The sequence below is a fragment of the Arthrobacter sp. GW822-FHT05G07 genome (assembly GCF_058799755.1).
The window spans coordinates 160,989-176,784 of the sequence record NZ_JBXALT010000006.1 but is presented as its reverse complement, the minus strand read 5'-3'; the positions used below and the strand labels follow the sequence as shown (position 1 = coordinate 176,784).

Sequence of the window (15,796 nt, the reverse complement as noted above, 5' to 3'; positions counted from 1 at the left end):
CATTCCTAGAAAGGCATATACCGTGACAACGCTGAACCTCGTCAACGTCTCCCTCGAATACCCCGACGGAGGCACTACGCTCAAGGCCCTCGATGCCGTCAACCTCAGCGTGCGCAGGGGTGAGTTTCTTTCATTGGTTGGTCCCTCCGGGTCCGGTAAGTCATCGCTGCTCGCCGTCGCCGCGACTCTGGTGAAACCCACTGCCGGGCTGGTCGTCATCGATGGGCAAGACGTCGCCTCGCTCAAGGAGGCCGAACGCACAGCCCTTCGCCGGGACAAGGTGGGCATCATCTTCCAGCAACCTAACCTGCTGCCGGCCCTGACCGCCGTCGAGCAGTTGCTGATTCGCGAGCATCTGCGGGGCAAGCGGGTGCACGAAGAGCGGGGGAAGGCGGCGGAGATGCTGGACGTCGTCGGACTTTCCGGCGTGGCGCACAAGAGGCCCCACCAGTTGTCCGGCGGCCAACGTCAGAGGGTGAACATTGCGAGGGCTCTCATGGGCAGCCCCACAGTTCTTCTGGTTGATGAACCCACAGCCGCGCTCGACCACGAACGGAGCGAGTCGATCGTCCGGCTTCTGCGTCAGGTAACCGATGAGTTCCAGACGGCCACCGTGATGGTCACGCACGACACCGAGTTCCTACCGCTGACCGATGCAGTCGCCACCATGCGGGACGGACGAATCAGCCGCGCCCTGGTCCCGTCCGCGCAATCCAACTAAGGGGAGCCGAGGAGAGCTTCGTCCTGGGCTTCGTCATAGGCGTCGCGGGCTTCCAGGATGGTGGGCACGTGACTCTCGGCCCAGTGGCGCAACATGGTCAGCGGCTGCAGCAATGACTCACCCATCGCCGTGAGTTCATAGTCCACCCGCGGCGGCACCTGGGCATGGACGGTCCGAGTGATCAGCCCATCGCGCTCCAGGGCACGCAGGGTTTGCGTCAGCACCTTGGGAGTCACCACGCTCACCATTTTGCGTAGCTCCGAGAACCGCACCGGCCCGTTGCCCAGCACCTGAATCACCAAGGAAGCCCACTTGTCGCCGATGCGCTGAAAGATCACGCGCGACGGGCAATTGGGGTCCAGGATGTTGGCGGGCAAGTCTTTGGTATCCATGAGTATCAGTATCCCTGAGGTAACTAGGTTCCTTTGAAGCTATCAGTATCCGGTGGATACCTTTGGGGTTATTGCAAGGATACCAACCTCAAGGAGAGCTATGAAAATCGCAGTGTACGGCGCAACGGGCATGGTCGGCAGCCAGATCGTCAACGAATCCATCACCCGCGGCCACCAGGTTACGGCCATCTCCCGCAAGGGCGCAGAGGTTCCCGGAGCCGCTGCCCAGGCAGCCGATCTGGCTGACGCCCAGGCCTTCGCCTCCATCGCCAAGAATCACGACGTCGTCGTGCTGGCTACGGGCCCCAGCCGCACCGGCGGCGATCATGGCGAATGGCTTGATGCGATGGCTTCCGCCTACAGCAATGCCGAAGGAACCCGGCTCATGATCGTCGGCGGCGCCGGCACCTTGGAGATTGACGGCGTCCGGCTGCTTGACTCCCCCGACTTCCCCGAGGCCTACAAGGCTGAGGCCACTACTGCCGCCAAGGCTTTCGAAGCTGTGAAGCAGACGCCGGAGACCATTGACTGGACAGTTTTGGCTCCCGCTCCCGTCATTCAGCCGGGTGAGCGCACGGGTGAATACACCCTTGCCAAGGATTCACCGGCCGGCAACAGCATCTCCACTCAGGACTACGCAGTGGTCATGCTGGACGAAATCGAGAGCCCGGCTCACCGCCGCGCCCGCTTCACCGCCGCTAACTAAACGAGCTAAAGCCCAACGCCCAGCCCGGGTACCCGCATCTTGAATATGTCTTTGAGCGCATATCTTGCAGCGTGGTACCCGGGCATTCCCGTGACACCGGGTCCTGGCGGCGTTGACGAGGAACACAGGTAGACGCCCGGCATGGGAGTCCGCCAAGGCACGTTGGAAACTACCGGCCGTTGCACCAGACCGCGGAGGTCCAGCAGGCCTGCACTGAAGTCTCCACCAACGTAGTTCTCGTTGTACGCGGACAGTTCCGCCGCCGTCGTGGTTTTTGAGGCCACCACAACATCCCGGAAGCCTGGCGCGTACCGCTCAATGCGTGCGGTGACAGCTTCCGCCATGTCCACGGTGGAGTTGGCAGGTACGTGGCAATAGGACCACAGAACGTGGCGGCCTTCCGGCGCCCGGCTCGAATCCACCAGCGATGGCTGGGACACCAGGACATAAGGCTCGGTTGGATGTTTGCCCATGTCCACGAGGTTCTCGGACTCTGCCATCGCCAGCCTCGAACCGCCAACATGGACCGTCCCGGCCTTTGCCAATCCGGGATCGCGCCATGGAACAGGTCCGGACAGGATGAAGTCCACTTTGCACGCTGCATTCCCAAAGCGGAATGCTTCGAGAGCCCGGCGGTAGCGGTCGGGAACTTCCGAGCCACCCAGGCGTGCCAGGGTTGGCGGTGCAACATCCAGCAAGATGGCTTTCGCGGGCCGGACCTGATCCAGCGAATTCACTTGTTCGCCCACGTGGATAGTGCCGCCGTGCGCTGTGAGGTCGTCAGCCATGGCCTTTGCAATGGACATCGAACCACCAACAGGCACAACCCAACCGCCTGCGTGCGCCAGGACGCTGAGCAGCAGTCCGGCACCCGTTGAACTGAGGGACGGCTGCGAGCCGAGTGCATGCGACATCACGCCCGTCAGCAGCGCAGGGGCGGCTTCTTCGCGGAATCGGCGCATCCATAGCGGGGTCCCCTGGTCCAGCGTGGCCAGCCCGAACCTGACTGCCGCCACGGGATCCTTTGGAATGCGCAGGAGTTGGTTGGAGGTAAAGTCCACCACCCCGTCCACGCGCTCCAGCAAGGGTTGAAGCAGCCGTCGGTAAGCCGGACCGTCGACGCCTAGTTCCTGCACCGTCCGATCCAGGGATTGGTAGGCCAGGGCGGCCCCGCCGATGTCCAACGGTGTGCCGTGCTGGATCTCCGGCAGCCGCAGATCCACGCGCTTCGATAACTCAAAAGCGCGGAAGAAGGGGGATGCCACAGCCATGGGATGCACTGCCGAACAGACGTCGTAAAGGTATCCAGGCTCGATCAACTCGCTGGTCCGCGATCCTCCGCCGATCGCATCAGCTGCCTCGTACAGATGGACACTCAGGCCCGCGCGGGCCATAACCACTGCGGCGGACAGGCCGTTGGGGCCGGCGCCGACGACGGCGACATCAACCATCGCTGTTTACCTCCGTACGCTGCGGTGCTTTGGGATCGGTAGTCTCTACCGTAGCCCGGGGCCGCCATGGCAGCACTGACCGGGAGGGGCGGAACACATCGAGCCGCAGCCAGTCCCGGGCATCGTCGAATGGTCCCCCATGCGGGTCGTCCTGGCCATGGGCGCGGAGTGGATCCTGGGCAGGATCCCAGATATCGATGACCACCCTCACCATGAGATACGCCGTGGCAACCATGTGCAGTCCTACGGCCAGGACGTAGTAGGACATGTCGATGTTGTGCTGGACGGAACCGCCACTGGTTGTTTGGCCCAGATACATCCAGACGGCCGCCCAGTGCAGCCCCTCGGCCGCTTGCCAGATGAGGAAGTCCCGCCAGCGGGGTCGGGCCAGGGCGAGGAGGGGTATGAGCCAGATGACGAACTGGGGCGAGTACACCTTGTTGGTCAGGATGAATGCGGCAACTATCAGGAACATCAGTTGCGCCAGTCGGGGTCGCCGTGGGGCGCAGAGGGCCAAAGCAACAATAAGAACGCATGCGAGGACGAACAGGGATAGGGCCAGGGTATTGATGGTGGCTGCGTCCATCTGCACCCAACGAACCCGGTCTGCCACAAGGTTGTAAGCGAACCAGGGTGAGCTGTACCCGGCAGGGCGGTCCTGACTGAATTCGAAGAAGTATCGCCAGCCGGAGGGGTTCATCACTGCAACGGGCAGGTTCACAGCCAGCCAGGACGCAATGGCTGCACCGGCCGTGATGAAGAAAACGCGCAGCTTGCCGGTGCGCAGGGCCAATACCAGCACAGCACCAAGTATGAGAACCGGGTATAGCTTGGTGGCGGCACCCAGTCCGATGCACACGCCGGCCAGGATGAGCTTGTCCCGGGAGAAGAAGTACATTCCCAGGGCCAGCAGTCCCACAACCCACATGTCCCAGTTGATGAATCCGGCCAGGATGATCCCGGGGGCTACGGCCACCATGGCGGCGTCCCACGGCCGGCGCCTGTTAATCCTTGCGGTCAGGAGGACCGTGACGATCCATACCGCAACGATCAGTGTTGCGTTGACGTCGAAGTAGCCCAGGATGCGTTCGTTTCCTACACCTTGGCCGGGAACAAGCAAAGCGGTGACCCCCGCGATGATGCCTATGAGAACCGGGTACTCGAACAGGCTGCCCTGGGTGAAGAAGGGAAATATGCCCTCGCCCAAGCCGCGGTTCCGGAAGAGTTCCGGGAAGTCGGAATAGCAGGTTGCATAGAACTGGCCGGGGGTCTCCCACCCACGGACCCGGCAGAAGTCCTTTGCAAGCACTGCGAGCAACGCAGCGAAAACTGTGAGGATGATCAGGACCCGTTCCACAGTGAACGGACCGGATGCGATCCTTCCGGGCGAGGAATGTTTGCCAAGGGGCCCGCCCACGAGCTCCGTGAAATGACGAAGCAGGGCGTCACTGCGGCTTGGAACCACGAAGCGGGCACGTTTTTGCAGCCGGTGAGGCTTCGTCTCCTGCATGGGATCGAGCTTACAGTCCTGCGAGGTTCACCAGCTTAAAGGGGAGGAGCCCACGCGTAGCCGCGTGGGCTCCTTGAGGTTCAGCATGAATGTGTGGCACCTGAACTCCTTCGGGGCTGGCTGAAGGGCATCAGCGGATGAGTCCCATCTGGTGCAGGACAACGTAGACGTCTTCACGGCGTTGGTCGAGCAGCTGGCCGTTGAACAGGGTGCGGTCCTTGGGAGCATTGACACTCTTGAAGAAGCGCATGTCTTCGGGGCGTTTTCGCATGGTTCACCTCCTTTCACGGAAGAATTGAACGGAATTTAGGCACAGCAATTAGAGCCGAATGAATTCGTAAGAAATCAAGGCCTAAAAGGGCGTAAATAGCCGAGGCTAATAGGGGTTTCGCGGACCGAATCAAAAGAGATTAGTCGTGCAATAGCGCGTGCTTCCAGCAGCCGACCCAACAAGAAGCTGGTTCCGAACTATGGGGAAACTGCGCACCCGCGGCATACTGCGTGGGTCCGCGCCTACAACTGACTACTCAGCCATCCAGAGACAGGATGGCCGTCAGGAATACCGCCGGCAACAAGCCGGTCCGGTAGTTCAGGAGCGGGTCAGAGAGCAAAAATGGCGTCGATCATCAGCAGAGGCCGGGGTAGCAGTGACGGTCAACTTCCGTCCGCTAGTCAAAGTAATCATTTTCCCAACCTCCTTTTCTGGCTGATAAGCAGCCTGCTGTGGCATTGTCCCGGCTGACTGAACCGGGGAATGCGCGCCTGGTTCCCGGCGGGTCGCTCTGGGAACAAGATATAAGCTACCCCACGAACGGGGAGTTTGACCAGCGAAATTAGCTAATTCGCCAAAAGTTTTTCTAAATTCGTGTTTTAGAGTCCCCAACGCACAATTGCAGGCGTCCGCTTATCCCAACCAAGGGTGCAGACCTTCGCAGTTCCCAGAATGAAGTGCCGGCCTTCGCGTGCATCCATTTCCAGCCACCGCGCTGTCAGGATTCGGGAGAAATGACCGTGGGCCACTACCAGGACATTGTCCATTCCGGATTCCAGAACGCGTCCAATGATCTTGTCGGCCCGGGCCGCAACCTCATCCAAGGTCTCCCCGTTGGGTACGCCATCTGTCCAGATGAGGTAGTCCGGGTTGTCCTTGCGAATCAGGTCCGAGCTGATGCCTTCGTAGTCCCCGTAGTTCCATTCCACAGCCAGTGGCTCATGGACGGCCTCAGGGTAGCCTGCGAGTTCTGCCGTGCGGCGGGCGCGGCGCAGGGGTGAGGTCAGGACCAGGTCGAAGTCGATGCTTTCCAGGACCTTGCGGGCTTCAACAGCCTGCTGCTCGCCCTCAACAGTGAGGGGGAGGTCGGTCAGGCCGGTGTACTGACCGCTCTTGGACCACTCGGTCTCGCCGTGGCGAAGGATCCAGAGTTGCGGACGCGGTGAAGTCGCAGCGTTCATGAGGGCTCCTCAGTTTCGGTCAAAGGCTCGACGGCGGACTCGGGTTGCGCTTCCCACCATGCGAAGAGTTTCTGCTCGGCTTCCTCGGGGGACAGCGGACCGTGTTCCATTCTCTCTTCCAGAAGGAACTTGTAAGCCCGTCCCACCACGGGACCCGGTTTGAGTCCCAGGAGCCTCATGATCTGCGCACCATCCAGGTCAGGCCGGACAGCCGCCAGTGATTCCTGTTCCAGAAGCGCCGAGATACGTTGCTCAAGGTCATCGTAGGCGAAGGACAGGCGGTCGGCCTTGCGCTGGTTACGCGTAGTGACGTCGGATCGGGTGAGCCGGTGAAGGCGTTCCAGGACGGGACCGGCGTCGGTGACGTAGCGGCGGACCGCGGAGTCGCTCCAGCCGGCATCGCCGTAGCCGTAGAAGCGCATGTGCAATTCCACCAGGCGTGAAACGGCTTTGATTGAGTCGTTGTCGAACCGCAGTGCTTTCATGCGCTTGGCGGTCAGCTTCGCACCCACAACGTCGTGGTGGCGGAAGCTCACCGCGCCGCCCGGTTCAAAACGACGCGTAGCCGGTTTGCCGACGTCGTGCATTAGCGCTGCGAACCGCAACACAAAATCGGGGCCGGGCACAGGGCCGTCAGGTCCTGTTTCCAGTGCAGCGGCCTGCTCAAGGACCTGAAGGGAGTGCTGGTAAACGTCTTTGTGCCGGTGGTGCTCGTCGGCTTCCAGGCGCAGGGCGGAGACCTCGGGGAGCACGAACTCAGCAAGGCCCGTGTCCACCAGGAGGTCGATGCCCACGCGGGGGTGGGTTCCGTTAATAAGCTTGACCAGCTCTTCACGGACGCGCTCGGCCGAAATGATTTTGATGCGGTCTGCCATTTGGGACATGGCCAGCCGGACGTCGTCGTGAACCGACACGCCGAGCTGCGATGCGAAACGGGCCGCACGCATCATGCGCAGGGGATCGTCGGAGAAAGAGGCCTCCGGGGCGCCTGGTGTGGCGAGCTCTGACGCGTGAAGGTCGCGAACACCGCCGAAGGGATCCACCAGTTCCAGGCTCGGCAGGCGCAGCGCCATGGCGTTGATGGTGAAGTCGCGGCGGAGAAGGTCGTCGGTCAGGGAGCTGCCGAAAGCCACCACGGGCTTGCGCGAATCGGGGTCGTAAGCCTCCGCGCGGTACGTGGTGATTTCAATCTGGAAACCGCTCTTCTTCATCCCGATAGTGCCGAAGGCGCGGCCGATTTCCCAGAAATTGTCCGCCCACTTCTTGATGACGGAAATGGTCTGGTCCGGCGTGGCGTCGGTGGTGAAGTCGAGGTCCGGGGAGGTTCTGCCCAGGAAAAGGTCGCGCACGGGTCCACCCACCAAGGACAGCTCGAAGCCGGCGTCGACAAAGCGCTGCCCGAGGTCGAGCACCACCGGATCGATGGTGAAGTTAACAGAAGAGCTGTCCAATACGTGCGCCATAGTTCCTTAAGCTTGGCAGATTTTTGCGCAGCAGTGGGCCACTGTTCCATGCGAAATCAGGCATGTGTCCGCGGAGCATCTCCTGCAGTACATCTTGTGGCCATGTCCCGGTCATCACTCCGGGGCAAGAGTCGTTAGAGTGGACCTCATGGCCAACCCGATCCCGAGCGCTCCTGGCAGGAGGACAAACGCACCGTTGCCGTCGGCAATCGGCGCGCACGTCGCGCCTGCCCAGCAGCACCCGGTGCAGGCCTCGCTTCCCACTGTTGAGGAAGTGTCAGCCGGTGGCGTGGTAGTAGACACGTCCGACGGCGAACTCCGGGTTGCGATTATCGCCCGCCTCAATAGGGGTGGCCGGCTTGAGTGGTGCCTCCCGAAGGGCCACCCGGAAGGCCGCGAGAACAACGAGGAAGCTGCTGTTCGTGAGATTGCCGAGGAAACCGGCATCGAGGGCAACATTCTGGCGCCCCTTGGCAGCATCGACTACTGGTTCACCGTGAGCGGCCACCGCGTCCACAAGACCGTGCACCATTTCCTGCTCCGGGCAACGGGCGGCGAGCTCACCATCGAGAACGATCCGGACCAGGAAGCCGTGGACGCCGCGTGGGTTCCCATCCAGGAACTGGCCCGAAAATTGTCCTTCCCGAATGAACGCCGCATCGCCGATTTGGCACGGGAAGTGCTTCCCGAACATCTCTGACCCGGGTACATGGGACGATAAAGGCGATGTCTGAAGCCAAAACAACCCAGTCCGTTCAGTCCGGAGAAGCACGTTCCAGCGCCATCATGGCCGCAGGAACGCTCGTTTCCCGGTTCCTTGGCTTCGCCAAAACGTGGATGCTCGGCGCCGCCCTCGGCCTGGGCTCCACGATCAATGACACGTTCATTAACGCGAACAACCTGCCGAACCTGATCTTCCTCCTGGTTGCCGGCGGCGTGTTCAACGCCGTTCTGGTCCCACAGATCATCAAGGCCAGCAAGGCCCCCGACCGAGGCGCGGACTACATCAGCCGCCTGCTGACACTGGCAGTCCTGGTGCTTCTGGCGTTGACGGCGCTGGTAACGCTGGCGGCACCCTTGGTCATCGACCTCACCACGCAAGGCTACTCCGAGCAACAGAAGGCCTTGGCGGTCACCTTCGCTTTCTGGTGCCTGCCGCAGATCTTCTTCTACGGGCTCTATGCCCTCCTCACGCAGGTGTTGAACGCCCACGGAGCGTTCGGCCCCGCCATGTGGGCCCCGATCCTCAACAACCTGGTGGCCATCGCCGGCCTGGGGATGTTCATCTGGATCTTGGGCGAGAACATTCACAACCCCCACACCTTGGACAACTGGGGGCCCACCCAGACGTTCCTGATTGCCGGCTTCTCCACTTTCGGTGTGGTCGCGCAGACTGCCATTCTCCTTATCCCCGTCTTCCGCCTGCGCCTCGGCCTTCGTCCGCGCTTCGGCTGGCGCGGCGTTGGACTCGGCCAGGCAGCCAAGCTGAGCGTCTGGACGCTGGCGACCGCCGCCGTCGGACAACTGGCGTTCCTGTACGTCATGCGGATCGCCACCATTCCCGGTGCCGAGCGCCTCCGTCTGAGCAACGCGGGGAATACAGTGGCCGCTGCGGTCCTGCCCGGCAACGCCGTCCTGGAGGTCGCGAGCCAGCTCTACCTGTTGCCGCACTCGATCATTGCATTGTCCTTGGCTACCGTCCTCTTCAACCGCATGACACGCGCGTCGCAGGACGGCAACAAAGCCGAGCTGCGGGACGCCCTTTCCCACGGCCTCCGCACTATGGCTGTTGCCACCGTTTTCGGTGCCTTGGCGCTGTTCGCGCTGGCCGGTCCGCTGGGAATGTTCTTCTCCGGTGGCGAACCGCAGGACGGCGTCATGCTGGCGCAGACGCTCACCATCCTCGCGCTGAGCACACCCTTCCTGAGTGCAAACTTCATGATGTCCCGCGTGTTCTACGCCAACGAGGACGCCCGCACGCCCCTGTACGTCCAGTTGTGGTTGGCCGTGATCTACGTGGTGGGCGCATTCTTCATCCAGTTCCTTCCCGTGGGCCAGATCATCTACGCGATCGCAATCCTCTACACACTGGGCAACATTCTGTCCGTGGTGATCAGCGTGGTGTTCCTGCGCCGGTTGCTGGGTCACCTCGACGGGCCGCGCATCGCTAACTCGTACATCCGCATGGGCTACGCAGGCCTGGGTTCTGCGCTTACCGGTGCAGGGGCTTTGTGGCTTCTGGGGAGCTACCGTGCCGACGGGTTCGCATGGAGCAGCCGCCCGGCCGCCTTGGTGACCGTCGTCGTCGTCGGGCCTGTCATGCTGCTCGCATACCTGGTCCTCCTGCGCGTCTTCCACGTCACCGAACTTCGCGACCTCCTGCGTCCGCTCATGGGCCGTCTGGGTCGCGGTGTCCCCGCGCCCGTTGGCGCCCCTGCGGAACCCACGACGCCGGCACGCGCTACGGTCTCGGACGATACCGGTTTGATTCCGCGCATCTCGGGCGAGTTCGACGCTGCTTCCTTCAGGGCCGGGCCGGCTCTTGCCCCTCAGCGTTCTCCCGAACCCGCCACCGGCGGCTCACCGGACGAGCCCAAGACCTACCTTCCGGAAGAAGACGCGCCAAGCACGGCCCGCGGCGGCAGGTTCCGTCCACAGGTCCCGCTGCCGGGTCGACGCACCTACCAAGGCGACGCCGGACAGAATCCGTACTTCCCCACACGCGGAAGCCACAGGAAGTGAGCCGGTGCCGCCAACACGGGCGGCGGGCCTCAATCCGTTAGGCTAGAAACGAATATAGGTAGTTGCAAAAGAGGTTCAACCGGTTCACCCGGGGGAGCCATGTGCTGGACCGCAGCTCCCGGACAGCCTAGGAGGAACACGTGTCCCACCCGATCGACGTCGGATCAGTACTTGGCGGCCGCTATAAGGTCACGGCCAATGTATTGACCTCGCATGACCAAGATCAGGTGCTCGACGGCGTGGACCAGGTCCTCAACCGTCCCGTGAGCATCCTTGTTGCCGGTCCCGGAAATGCCGAGCAGGTGGCCCAGAGCGCCCGCGAAGTGGCCACCGGGGAGAGGCCGGGCCATGTTCAGATCCTGGACTTGGGAATCAGCGAAAACACCACGTACCTGATCACCAACCACAGTACCGCTGCTGATCTGCTGGACCTCGTGGTCGCCACCAACCCGCCTTACATCGAGCCTTTCTTCACGGAGACGCTCGGAAGCGAGATTTTTGGCCGGCCGCGCACCTATGAGCCCGAGACGTACGACGGTCTTTACGAGGATGATGAGCACGACGCCGAGTACATCCAGTACGACGAAAACGGCTACCCCATCCCGTACGAGTCCGACGGCGAGCAGGCTGAACCTGCCGCGCCCGCACGCACTGCGCCGCACGTACCGCCCATGCCCTCGTCCAGCCCTTCTTCGCAAAAGAGCGGGATCGCGGGCAAGCTGGCTGCTGCCGCTGCCGGCGCCGGAGCAGCGGGGGTCGCTGCCGCTGCCGCTCTGAAGCACGCGGGTTCCAAAAACCACGACGCCGGTGCTGCCGCCGCTGATACTGCAGGTCCAGGTTCTGCCGGCGCTGGTTCTGCCAACGGGGGCGGAGCGTCGCCTGCTGTTGCATCGCAGCCGCCGACCCAGGCCGTTTCATCGCCGACGGTTTCGTCGCACACTGCCAACCGCGAGCCGGCTGCGGAACCAAAGGTTTCCCTGTGGTCCCAGGAGGACTACGGATTTAGCGGCTCAGGCGCAGATGCTGGTGGTTCCGGTGCTACAAACCGTGGCAGCGACTCCGGCTACGATCGGGCGGCCAGCAGCTTCCCGGCGTCGTCAGCTGTTACGGACGATTACGCGGACGAGGAAGTTTACGAAGACGAGGCTCCGGAGAAGGAACCGCGTTCACTGCGCTGGCTCGTCGGTGGCCTCCTTGCCGCCGTTTTGGTGGTGGGACTCGTCCTGGCGGTGACCAATCTCGGCAGCCTCTTGCCCAGCGGCGCACCGGCCGCCACGCAAAGCACGCCTGCCCCGCAATCCTCGGCTCCGGAAACTGAGGAGCCCGCGCCCACGCAAGCTCCGGCACCTGCCACGCCGCCGGAAATCGAAGAGATCAGCCGCCTCGGCGACTTCCCCTTCGCTGCCACCTATGACAAGGACCTTGCCCGGGCCTTTGACGGTAACGCTGCAAGCTACTGGTCGGACATGGAATTCGCCTCCGCAAACTGGGGTGGACTTTTCGAAGATATGCCGCTTGTGGTCAAGCTCAAGGAACCCACCGAGGTCAAGTCCGTTGTGCTCAACCAGCTGGGTGGTTCCGGCGGTAGTATCAGCGTCTACACCAACGATCGTCCTGCGATGGACGGCGCAAAACTGGTGGGAACCAACAGCTTCACATCCCCGGAACTGACCATGCCGCTTGCAGCACCGACGCAGACCCAGTACGTCATCGTGGTCATCAGCGCGCTCCCCAAGCTGGCTGCACCGAAGACGCGATTCGGCTTCGGACTGCGTCTCGCTGAGGTCACGGTGCAGTAGCCACACACCATCAGATAGTAGTTGGGGCCGTTTTGACTCGTCAGAACGGCCCCTACTGCTGTCTGCGTTGGCGTCACCGCTTAGATTCGGCATGCTTGCAGACGGTACCCTGAATGATGGTGGCTTTTAGGGTCCCCAACTCCAACGGAATATTTGGAACGCAACAGGGGTTGAGTCAGGTGGCTGCCCCGAAAGCCGCAGCATCGACTAAGGAAGAGGTTCACGCCAAGTGAGCATTGCAGAAAACAGCGCATCGCAGGTGCGTGACGTCATCATCGTTGGTTCAGGCCCTGCCGGCTATACAGCCGCCGTTTACACCGCCCGCGCCAACATGAAGCCTCTGCTCATTGCCGGTTCCGTCACTGCTGGTGGCGAACTGATGAACACCACTGACGTGGAAAACTACCCGGGATTCCCGGAAGGCATCATGGGCCCGGACCTCATGGAGAACTTCGAGAAGCAGGCGGCCCGCTTCGGCACCGAGATCCAGTTTGAGGACGTTACCGAGCTGGACCTCGACGGCGACATCAAGACCGTGACCATCGGAACGGGGGAGACCTTTCAGGCGAAGGCCATCATCCTGTCCACAGGTTCGGCCTACCGCGAGCTCGGCTTGGCCAACGAGAAGCGCCTCTCAGGCCACGGCGTTAGCTGGTGTGCAACCTGCGACGGTTTCTTCTTCAAGGATCAGGACATTGCCGTCATCGGTGGTGGCGACTCCGCCATGGAGGAAGCACTGTTCCTCACCAAGTTTGCGAAGTCCGTCACGGTAGTCCACCGTCGCGATACCCTCAAGGCTTCCAAGATCATGGGTGACCGTGCCCAGGCCCACGAGAAGATCAAGTTCGTCTGGAACACGGCCGTTGAAGATGTTCTCGGTGGGGACAAGGTGACTGGTCTCAAGCTGAAGAACCTCGTGGACGGAACCGAGTCAGAACTCGCTGTCACCGGCGTGTTCGTGGCCATCGGCAACGACCCCCGCACGGACCTCATCAAGGGCAAGGTTGATCTGACCCCTGAAGGAACCATTGCCGTGGAAGGCCGTAGCTCCCGGACCAACATCAAGGGTGTCTTCGCCGCGGGCGACGTCATTGATCCCACGTACCGCCAGGCCATTACGGCCTCGGGTTCCGGTTGTGTGGCTGCCCTTGACGTTGAGCACTACCTCGCAGACCTGCACTCCTAGGCTGCATCCAAGCAACCATACGAAGGGAAAAGTTATGAGCAACGCAAAAGACGTAACTGACGCAAGCTTCAGTACGGATGTCCTGGCTTCCGAGAAGCCGGTCATCGTGGACTTCTGGGCAGAGTGGTGCGGCCCCTGCCGCAAGCTCGGCCCCATCCTCGACGAGATCTCCGTCGAGTACAGCGAAAAGGTTGACGTTGTGAAGCTCAACGTCGACGACAACCCCGCCATCGCCGCCGAGTACGGCATCACGTCCATCCCGGCCGTGTACCTGTTCAGCGGGGGAGAAGTGAAGAGCACCGTCATCGGCGCCAAGCCGAAGCAGTTCTTCGAGAAGGAATTCGCGGACGTCCTGTCCTAAGTTTTCCAGACCAAGTTACATCGAAAAGCCGGCGGTTGCTGCTCCTCAGGGAGCGGGAGTCGCCGGCTTTTTGTTTCCTTCAATGATTTCAAACAGATTCGGTCTCATTAGTACCGTATTCTTCCTGAGCGTCCCCCCGGCTTCCTCCTGAGCTTACAGTGCCGTTCTCCCTACCTGGGGTAGGGAGAAATCATCGTTCTTTCAGGCGCTTCCCCGTTCTGCCAGACCGGGGCACCCCTGAGGGCATTTGTTCGTTGCTCGTCAAGCTGTCCTTCAAACTCTCCCCGCTTGTTGTCCCGGCCACTGGCTAAAGTGGCGCTAGCTCCCCGGTCCGGTTCCATGCCGGACTGACTTCTTGCCCATCCGGTGTCCCTTCCAGTTCCTCGCCCGTCCGGTTCCTTTGGGGGGAGGGCCGTGAGCCCTCCGAAACCGAGGGCCGCGTTGCTGCATCTCCGCTTTCACATCGGGATGCCCGCGGCGATGTAAATTGTATGGCTGCCCGCCGCAAGCTACGGGCCTCACGCGGCAAACAGAAGCCGCAGTCTGCTGAGGTAACCGCAGCTGGAGTGAATATCTTGCTGCCCCTGCGTCCTTCCACGTCTCGCCGACTAGCTAACCATCCCACTCCCTATTAACGTTGGGGAGGACCTTGGCCGTGCTGATGGAGGTAGTTCCTTGCCCGGTCGGACGCCTTGTCCAAAAAAGAACCTCTTCCTGCTTTCAATTGCTTGTGTTTGGCTTCGAAGGTGGTGGGTGCCGGTTTCACGTGAAACACTGCCCGAGATCTCTAGTCCTAGCATTCACTTTCCCAGTCACTTAGGTGGCTGGACCAGCGTTAAGCATCTGAAGCGCGCGGAAAATCACCAAATACCGACTGCGGATTCAGTACCTGGGGCAGTTGACCCTCAGCTGTCTATTTGACGGTTCTTCTCAATCATCACTAGTCAGTGCTTCCAATGCTTCCAATGCTTCCGATGCTTCCAATGCTTCCAATGCTTCCAATGCTTCCAATGCTTCCAATGCTTCCAATGCTGAAAAGGCTACATATTCGGGCCGGAAACAGCCCGCTCTTCAGCTTAAGGGGGGCGTTAGGGAACGTGCGCCGGAACAGGTACTGGTTGCCAGGATGCCTAGTAGGTCTCGATAGAAATCTGACTAGAACCAATTCTTATGCTGGAACCATCACTCGGTACTCGCATCAGATATTGTTACCGTTCTAGAACTGCGCGTTTCGATGAAGGTTACCCACCAGGTTCCGATCGTTCCGGCCGGTACACTCTCCACCTCATTGAGACCCATTTTCCTCTTGCTATGGACTTTTGGGGTCCTGGAAGGGCTTCTAGGACCCGGATCCATGCAGCGGCCGAGCGCTCTCGTTCTCCGCAGAACGCCCCAATCTTCCTGTGCAGGGCAATAGCAGCGTGCCCATGCTGAACTCGCTCAAGCACAAGTCCTTTCGCCCTGAGAGGGTGTCTGCGCTCATGAGGACTCATCTACTTGTAGACGGTTTCAGTAACCTCCGTGTCGGTCGCCAGCCGGTGAAACCACTCCTGCCAGGGCGAAAGAAGCAGACAAGGTGAATACCGTCTCGCTAGTTACAATCAGAGTCGGTATCCGCGCATCGTCGTCCAAAGCTTGGTGATTCCGCGCGCGATTCGCCCTAGTGCGCAGTTCTATCGGGCTAGCTCAGCCAACAGGTTCGCTTTGTCCGCCGGTTCCATGGCCTACGTTTCACGTGAAACACCATTCAGACCCTCTCAGCCCTGAGCTACGACGTTCACGCGATTTGGGTCCGCAATTGCAGTACCGACTCACACATGAATAGTCCGAAACCAGGGGTCCGGGATCCGGGGCCGCCACCGCCACGTTCCGATTCCCACATGACTCACGCGATGCCCGAGCATCATCACCGGCCCGACTGGCACATGTTTCACGTGAAACACGCTTCCGCACCACATCCTGAATCTTGCACGGGCCAAAACGCCCTCGAACGGACTACGAAGAACTGACCCT

General features: G+C 61.3%; 13 protein-coding genes. 7 read left to right on the top strand and 6 right to left on the bottom strand.

Going from position 1 to position 15,796, the window contains the following annotated elements:
- Positions 1 to 22: 22 nt before the first annotated feature.
- Positions 23 to 721, top strand: a complete 699-nt coding sequence (locus tag AC1RJY_RS11885; protein WP_498602352.1) for an ABC transporter ATP-binding protein — start codon at positions 23 to 25, stop codon at positions 719 to 721.
- Here the strand turns inward: AC1RJY_RS11885 and AC1RJY_RS11880 are convergent.
- Positions 718 to 1,113 carry a winged helix-turn-helix transcriptional regulator gene (locus tag AC1RJY_RS11880; RefSeq protein ID WP_011776777.1) on the bottom strand — a complete coding sequence of 132 codons (396 nt, stop codon included), beginning with the start codon at positions 1,111 to 1,113 and terminating at the stop codon, positions 718 to 720. The genes AC1RJY_RS11885 and AC1RJY_RS11880 overlap by 4 nt on opposite strands.
- 100 nt (positions 1,114 to 1,213) lie before the next feature.
- Here AC1RJY_RS11880 and AC1RJY_RS11875 point away from each other — a divergent pair, with 100 nt between their 5' ends.
- The gene (locus tag AC1RJY_RS11875; RefSeq protein ID WP_011776778.1) at positions 1,214 to 1,819 is read left to right on the top strand and encodes an NAD(P)-dependent oxidoreductase; all 606 of its coding nucleotides are present in this window, start codon (positions 1,214 to 1,216) and stop codon (positions 1,817 to 1,819) included.
- A gap of 5 nt (positions 1,820 to 1,824) precedes the next feature.
- Here the strand turns inward: AC1RJY_RS11875 and AC1RJY_RS11870 are convergent, their stop codons facing one another.
- The 5 genes from AC1RJY_RS11870 to AC1RJY_RS11850 all read right to left on the bottom strand — a co-directional run bounded on the left by AC1RJY_RS11870 (position 1,825) and on the right by AC1RJY_RS11850 (position 7,695).
- A complete protein-coding gene (locus AC1RJY_RS11870) occupies positions 1,825 to 3,270 on the bottom strand; it encodes a phytoene desaturase family protein (RefSeq protein ID WP_210065239.1) in 1,446 nt (481 codons plus the stop codon).
- Positions 3,263 to 4,780, bottom strand: coding sequence for a glycosyltransferase family 87 protein (locus AC1RJY_RS11865; protein ID WP_498602351.1), 1,518 nt, complete (start codon positions 4,778 to 4,780; stop codon positions 3,263 to 3,265). Before AC1RJY_RS11865 ends, AC1RJY_RS11870 begins: the two co-directional genes overlap by 8 nt.
- A gap of 130 nt (positions 4,781 to 4,910) precedes the next feature.
- A complete protein-coding gene (locus AC1RJY_RS11860) occupies positions 4,911 to 5,051 on the bottom strand; it encodes a hypothetical protein (protein WP_011776781.1) in 141 nt (46 codons plus the stop codon).
- Between the two features lie 599 nt (positions 5,052 to 5,650).
- Positions 5,651 to 6,232: a histidine phosphatase family protein gene (locus AC1RJY_RS11855; protein WP_011776782.1), complete on the bottom strand. Its 582-nt coding sequence runs from the start codon at positions 6,230 to 6,232 to the stop codon at positions 5,651 to 5,653.
- Positions 6,229 to 7,695: a CCA tRNA nucleotidyltransferase gene (locus tag AC1RJY_RS11850; RefSeq protein WP_498602350.1), complete on the bottom strand. Its 1,467-nt coding sequence runs from the start codon at positions 7,693 to 7,695 to the stop codon at positions 6,229 to 6,231. Before AC1RJY_RS11850 ends, AC1RJY_RS11855 begins: the two co-directional genes overlap by 4 nt.
- Before the next feature lie 196 nt (positions 7,696 to 7,891).
- Here AC1RJY_RS11850 and AC1RJY_RS11845 point away from each other — a divergent pair, with 196 nt between their 5' ends.
- From AC1RJY_RS11845 to trxA, 5 genes are all read left to right on the top strand, one after another.
- Positions 7,892 to 8,395: an NUDIX hydrolase gene (locus AC1RJY_RS11845; protein WP_043470909.1), complete on the top strand. Its 504-nt coding sequence runs from the start codon at positions 7,892 to 7,894 to the stop codon at positions 8,393 to 8,395.
- Between the two features lie 26 nt (positions 8,396 to 8,421).
- Positions 8,422 to 10,437: a murein biosynthesis integral membrane protein MurJ gene (gene murJ, locus AC1RJY_RS11840; RefSeq protein WP_498602349.1), complete on the top strand. Its 2,016-nt coding sequence runs from the start codon at positions 8,422 to 8,424 to the stop codon at positions 10,435 to 10,437.
- A 140-nt stretch (positions 10,438 to 10,577) separates the two neighbouring features.
- The gene (locus AC1RJY_RS11835) at positions 10,578 to 12,236 is read left to right on the top strand and encodes an ABC transporter substrate-binding protein (protein WP_498602348.1); all 1,659 of its coding nucleotides are present in this window, start codon (positions 10,578 to 10,580) and stop codon (positions 12,234 to 12,236) included.
- Positions 12,237 to 12,465: 229 nt separating this feature from the next.
- The gene (trxB, locus tag AC1RJY_RS11830) at positions 12,466 to 13,422 is read left to right on the top strand and encodes a thioredoxin-disulfide reductase (RefSeq protein WP_014923338.1); all 957 of its coding nucleotides are present in this window, start codon (positions 12,466 to 12,468) and stop codon (positions 13,420 to 13,422) included.
- 34 nt (positions 13,423 to 13,456) lie between these two features.
- Positions 13,457 to 13,783, top strand: coding sequence for a thioredoxin (trxA, locus tag AC1RJY_RS11825; protein ID WP_014923339.1), 327 nt, complete (start codon positions 13,457 to 13,459; stop codon positions 13,781 to 13,783).
- Positions 13,784 to 15,796: the final 2,013 nt, after the last annotated feature.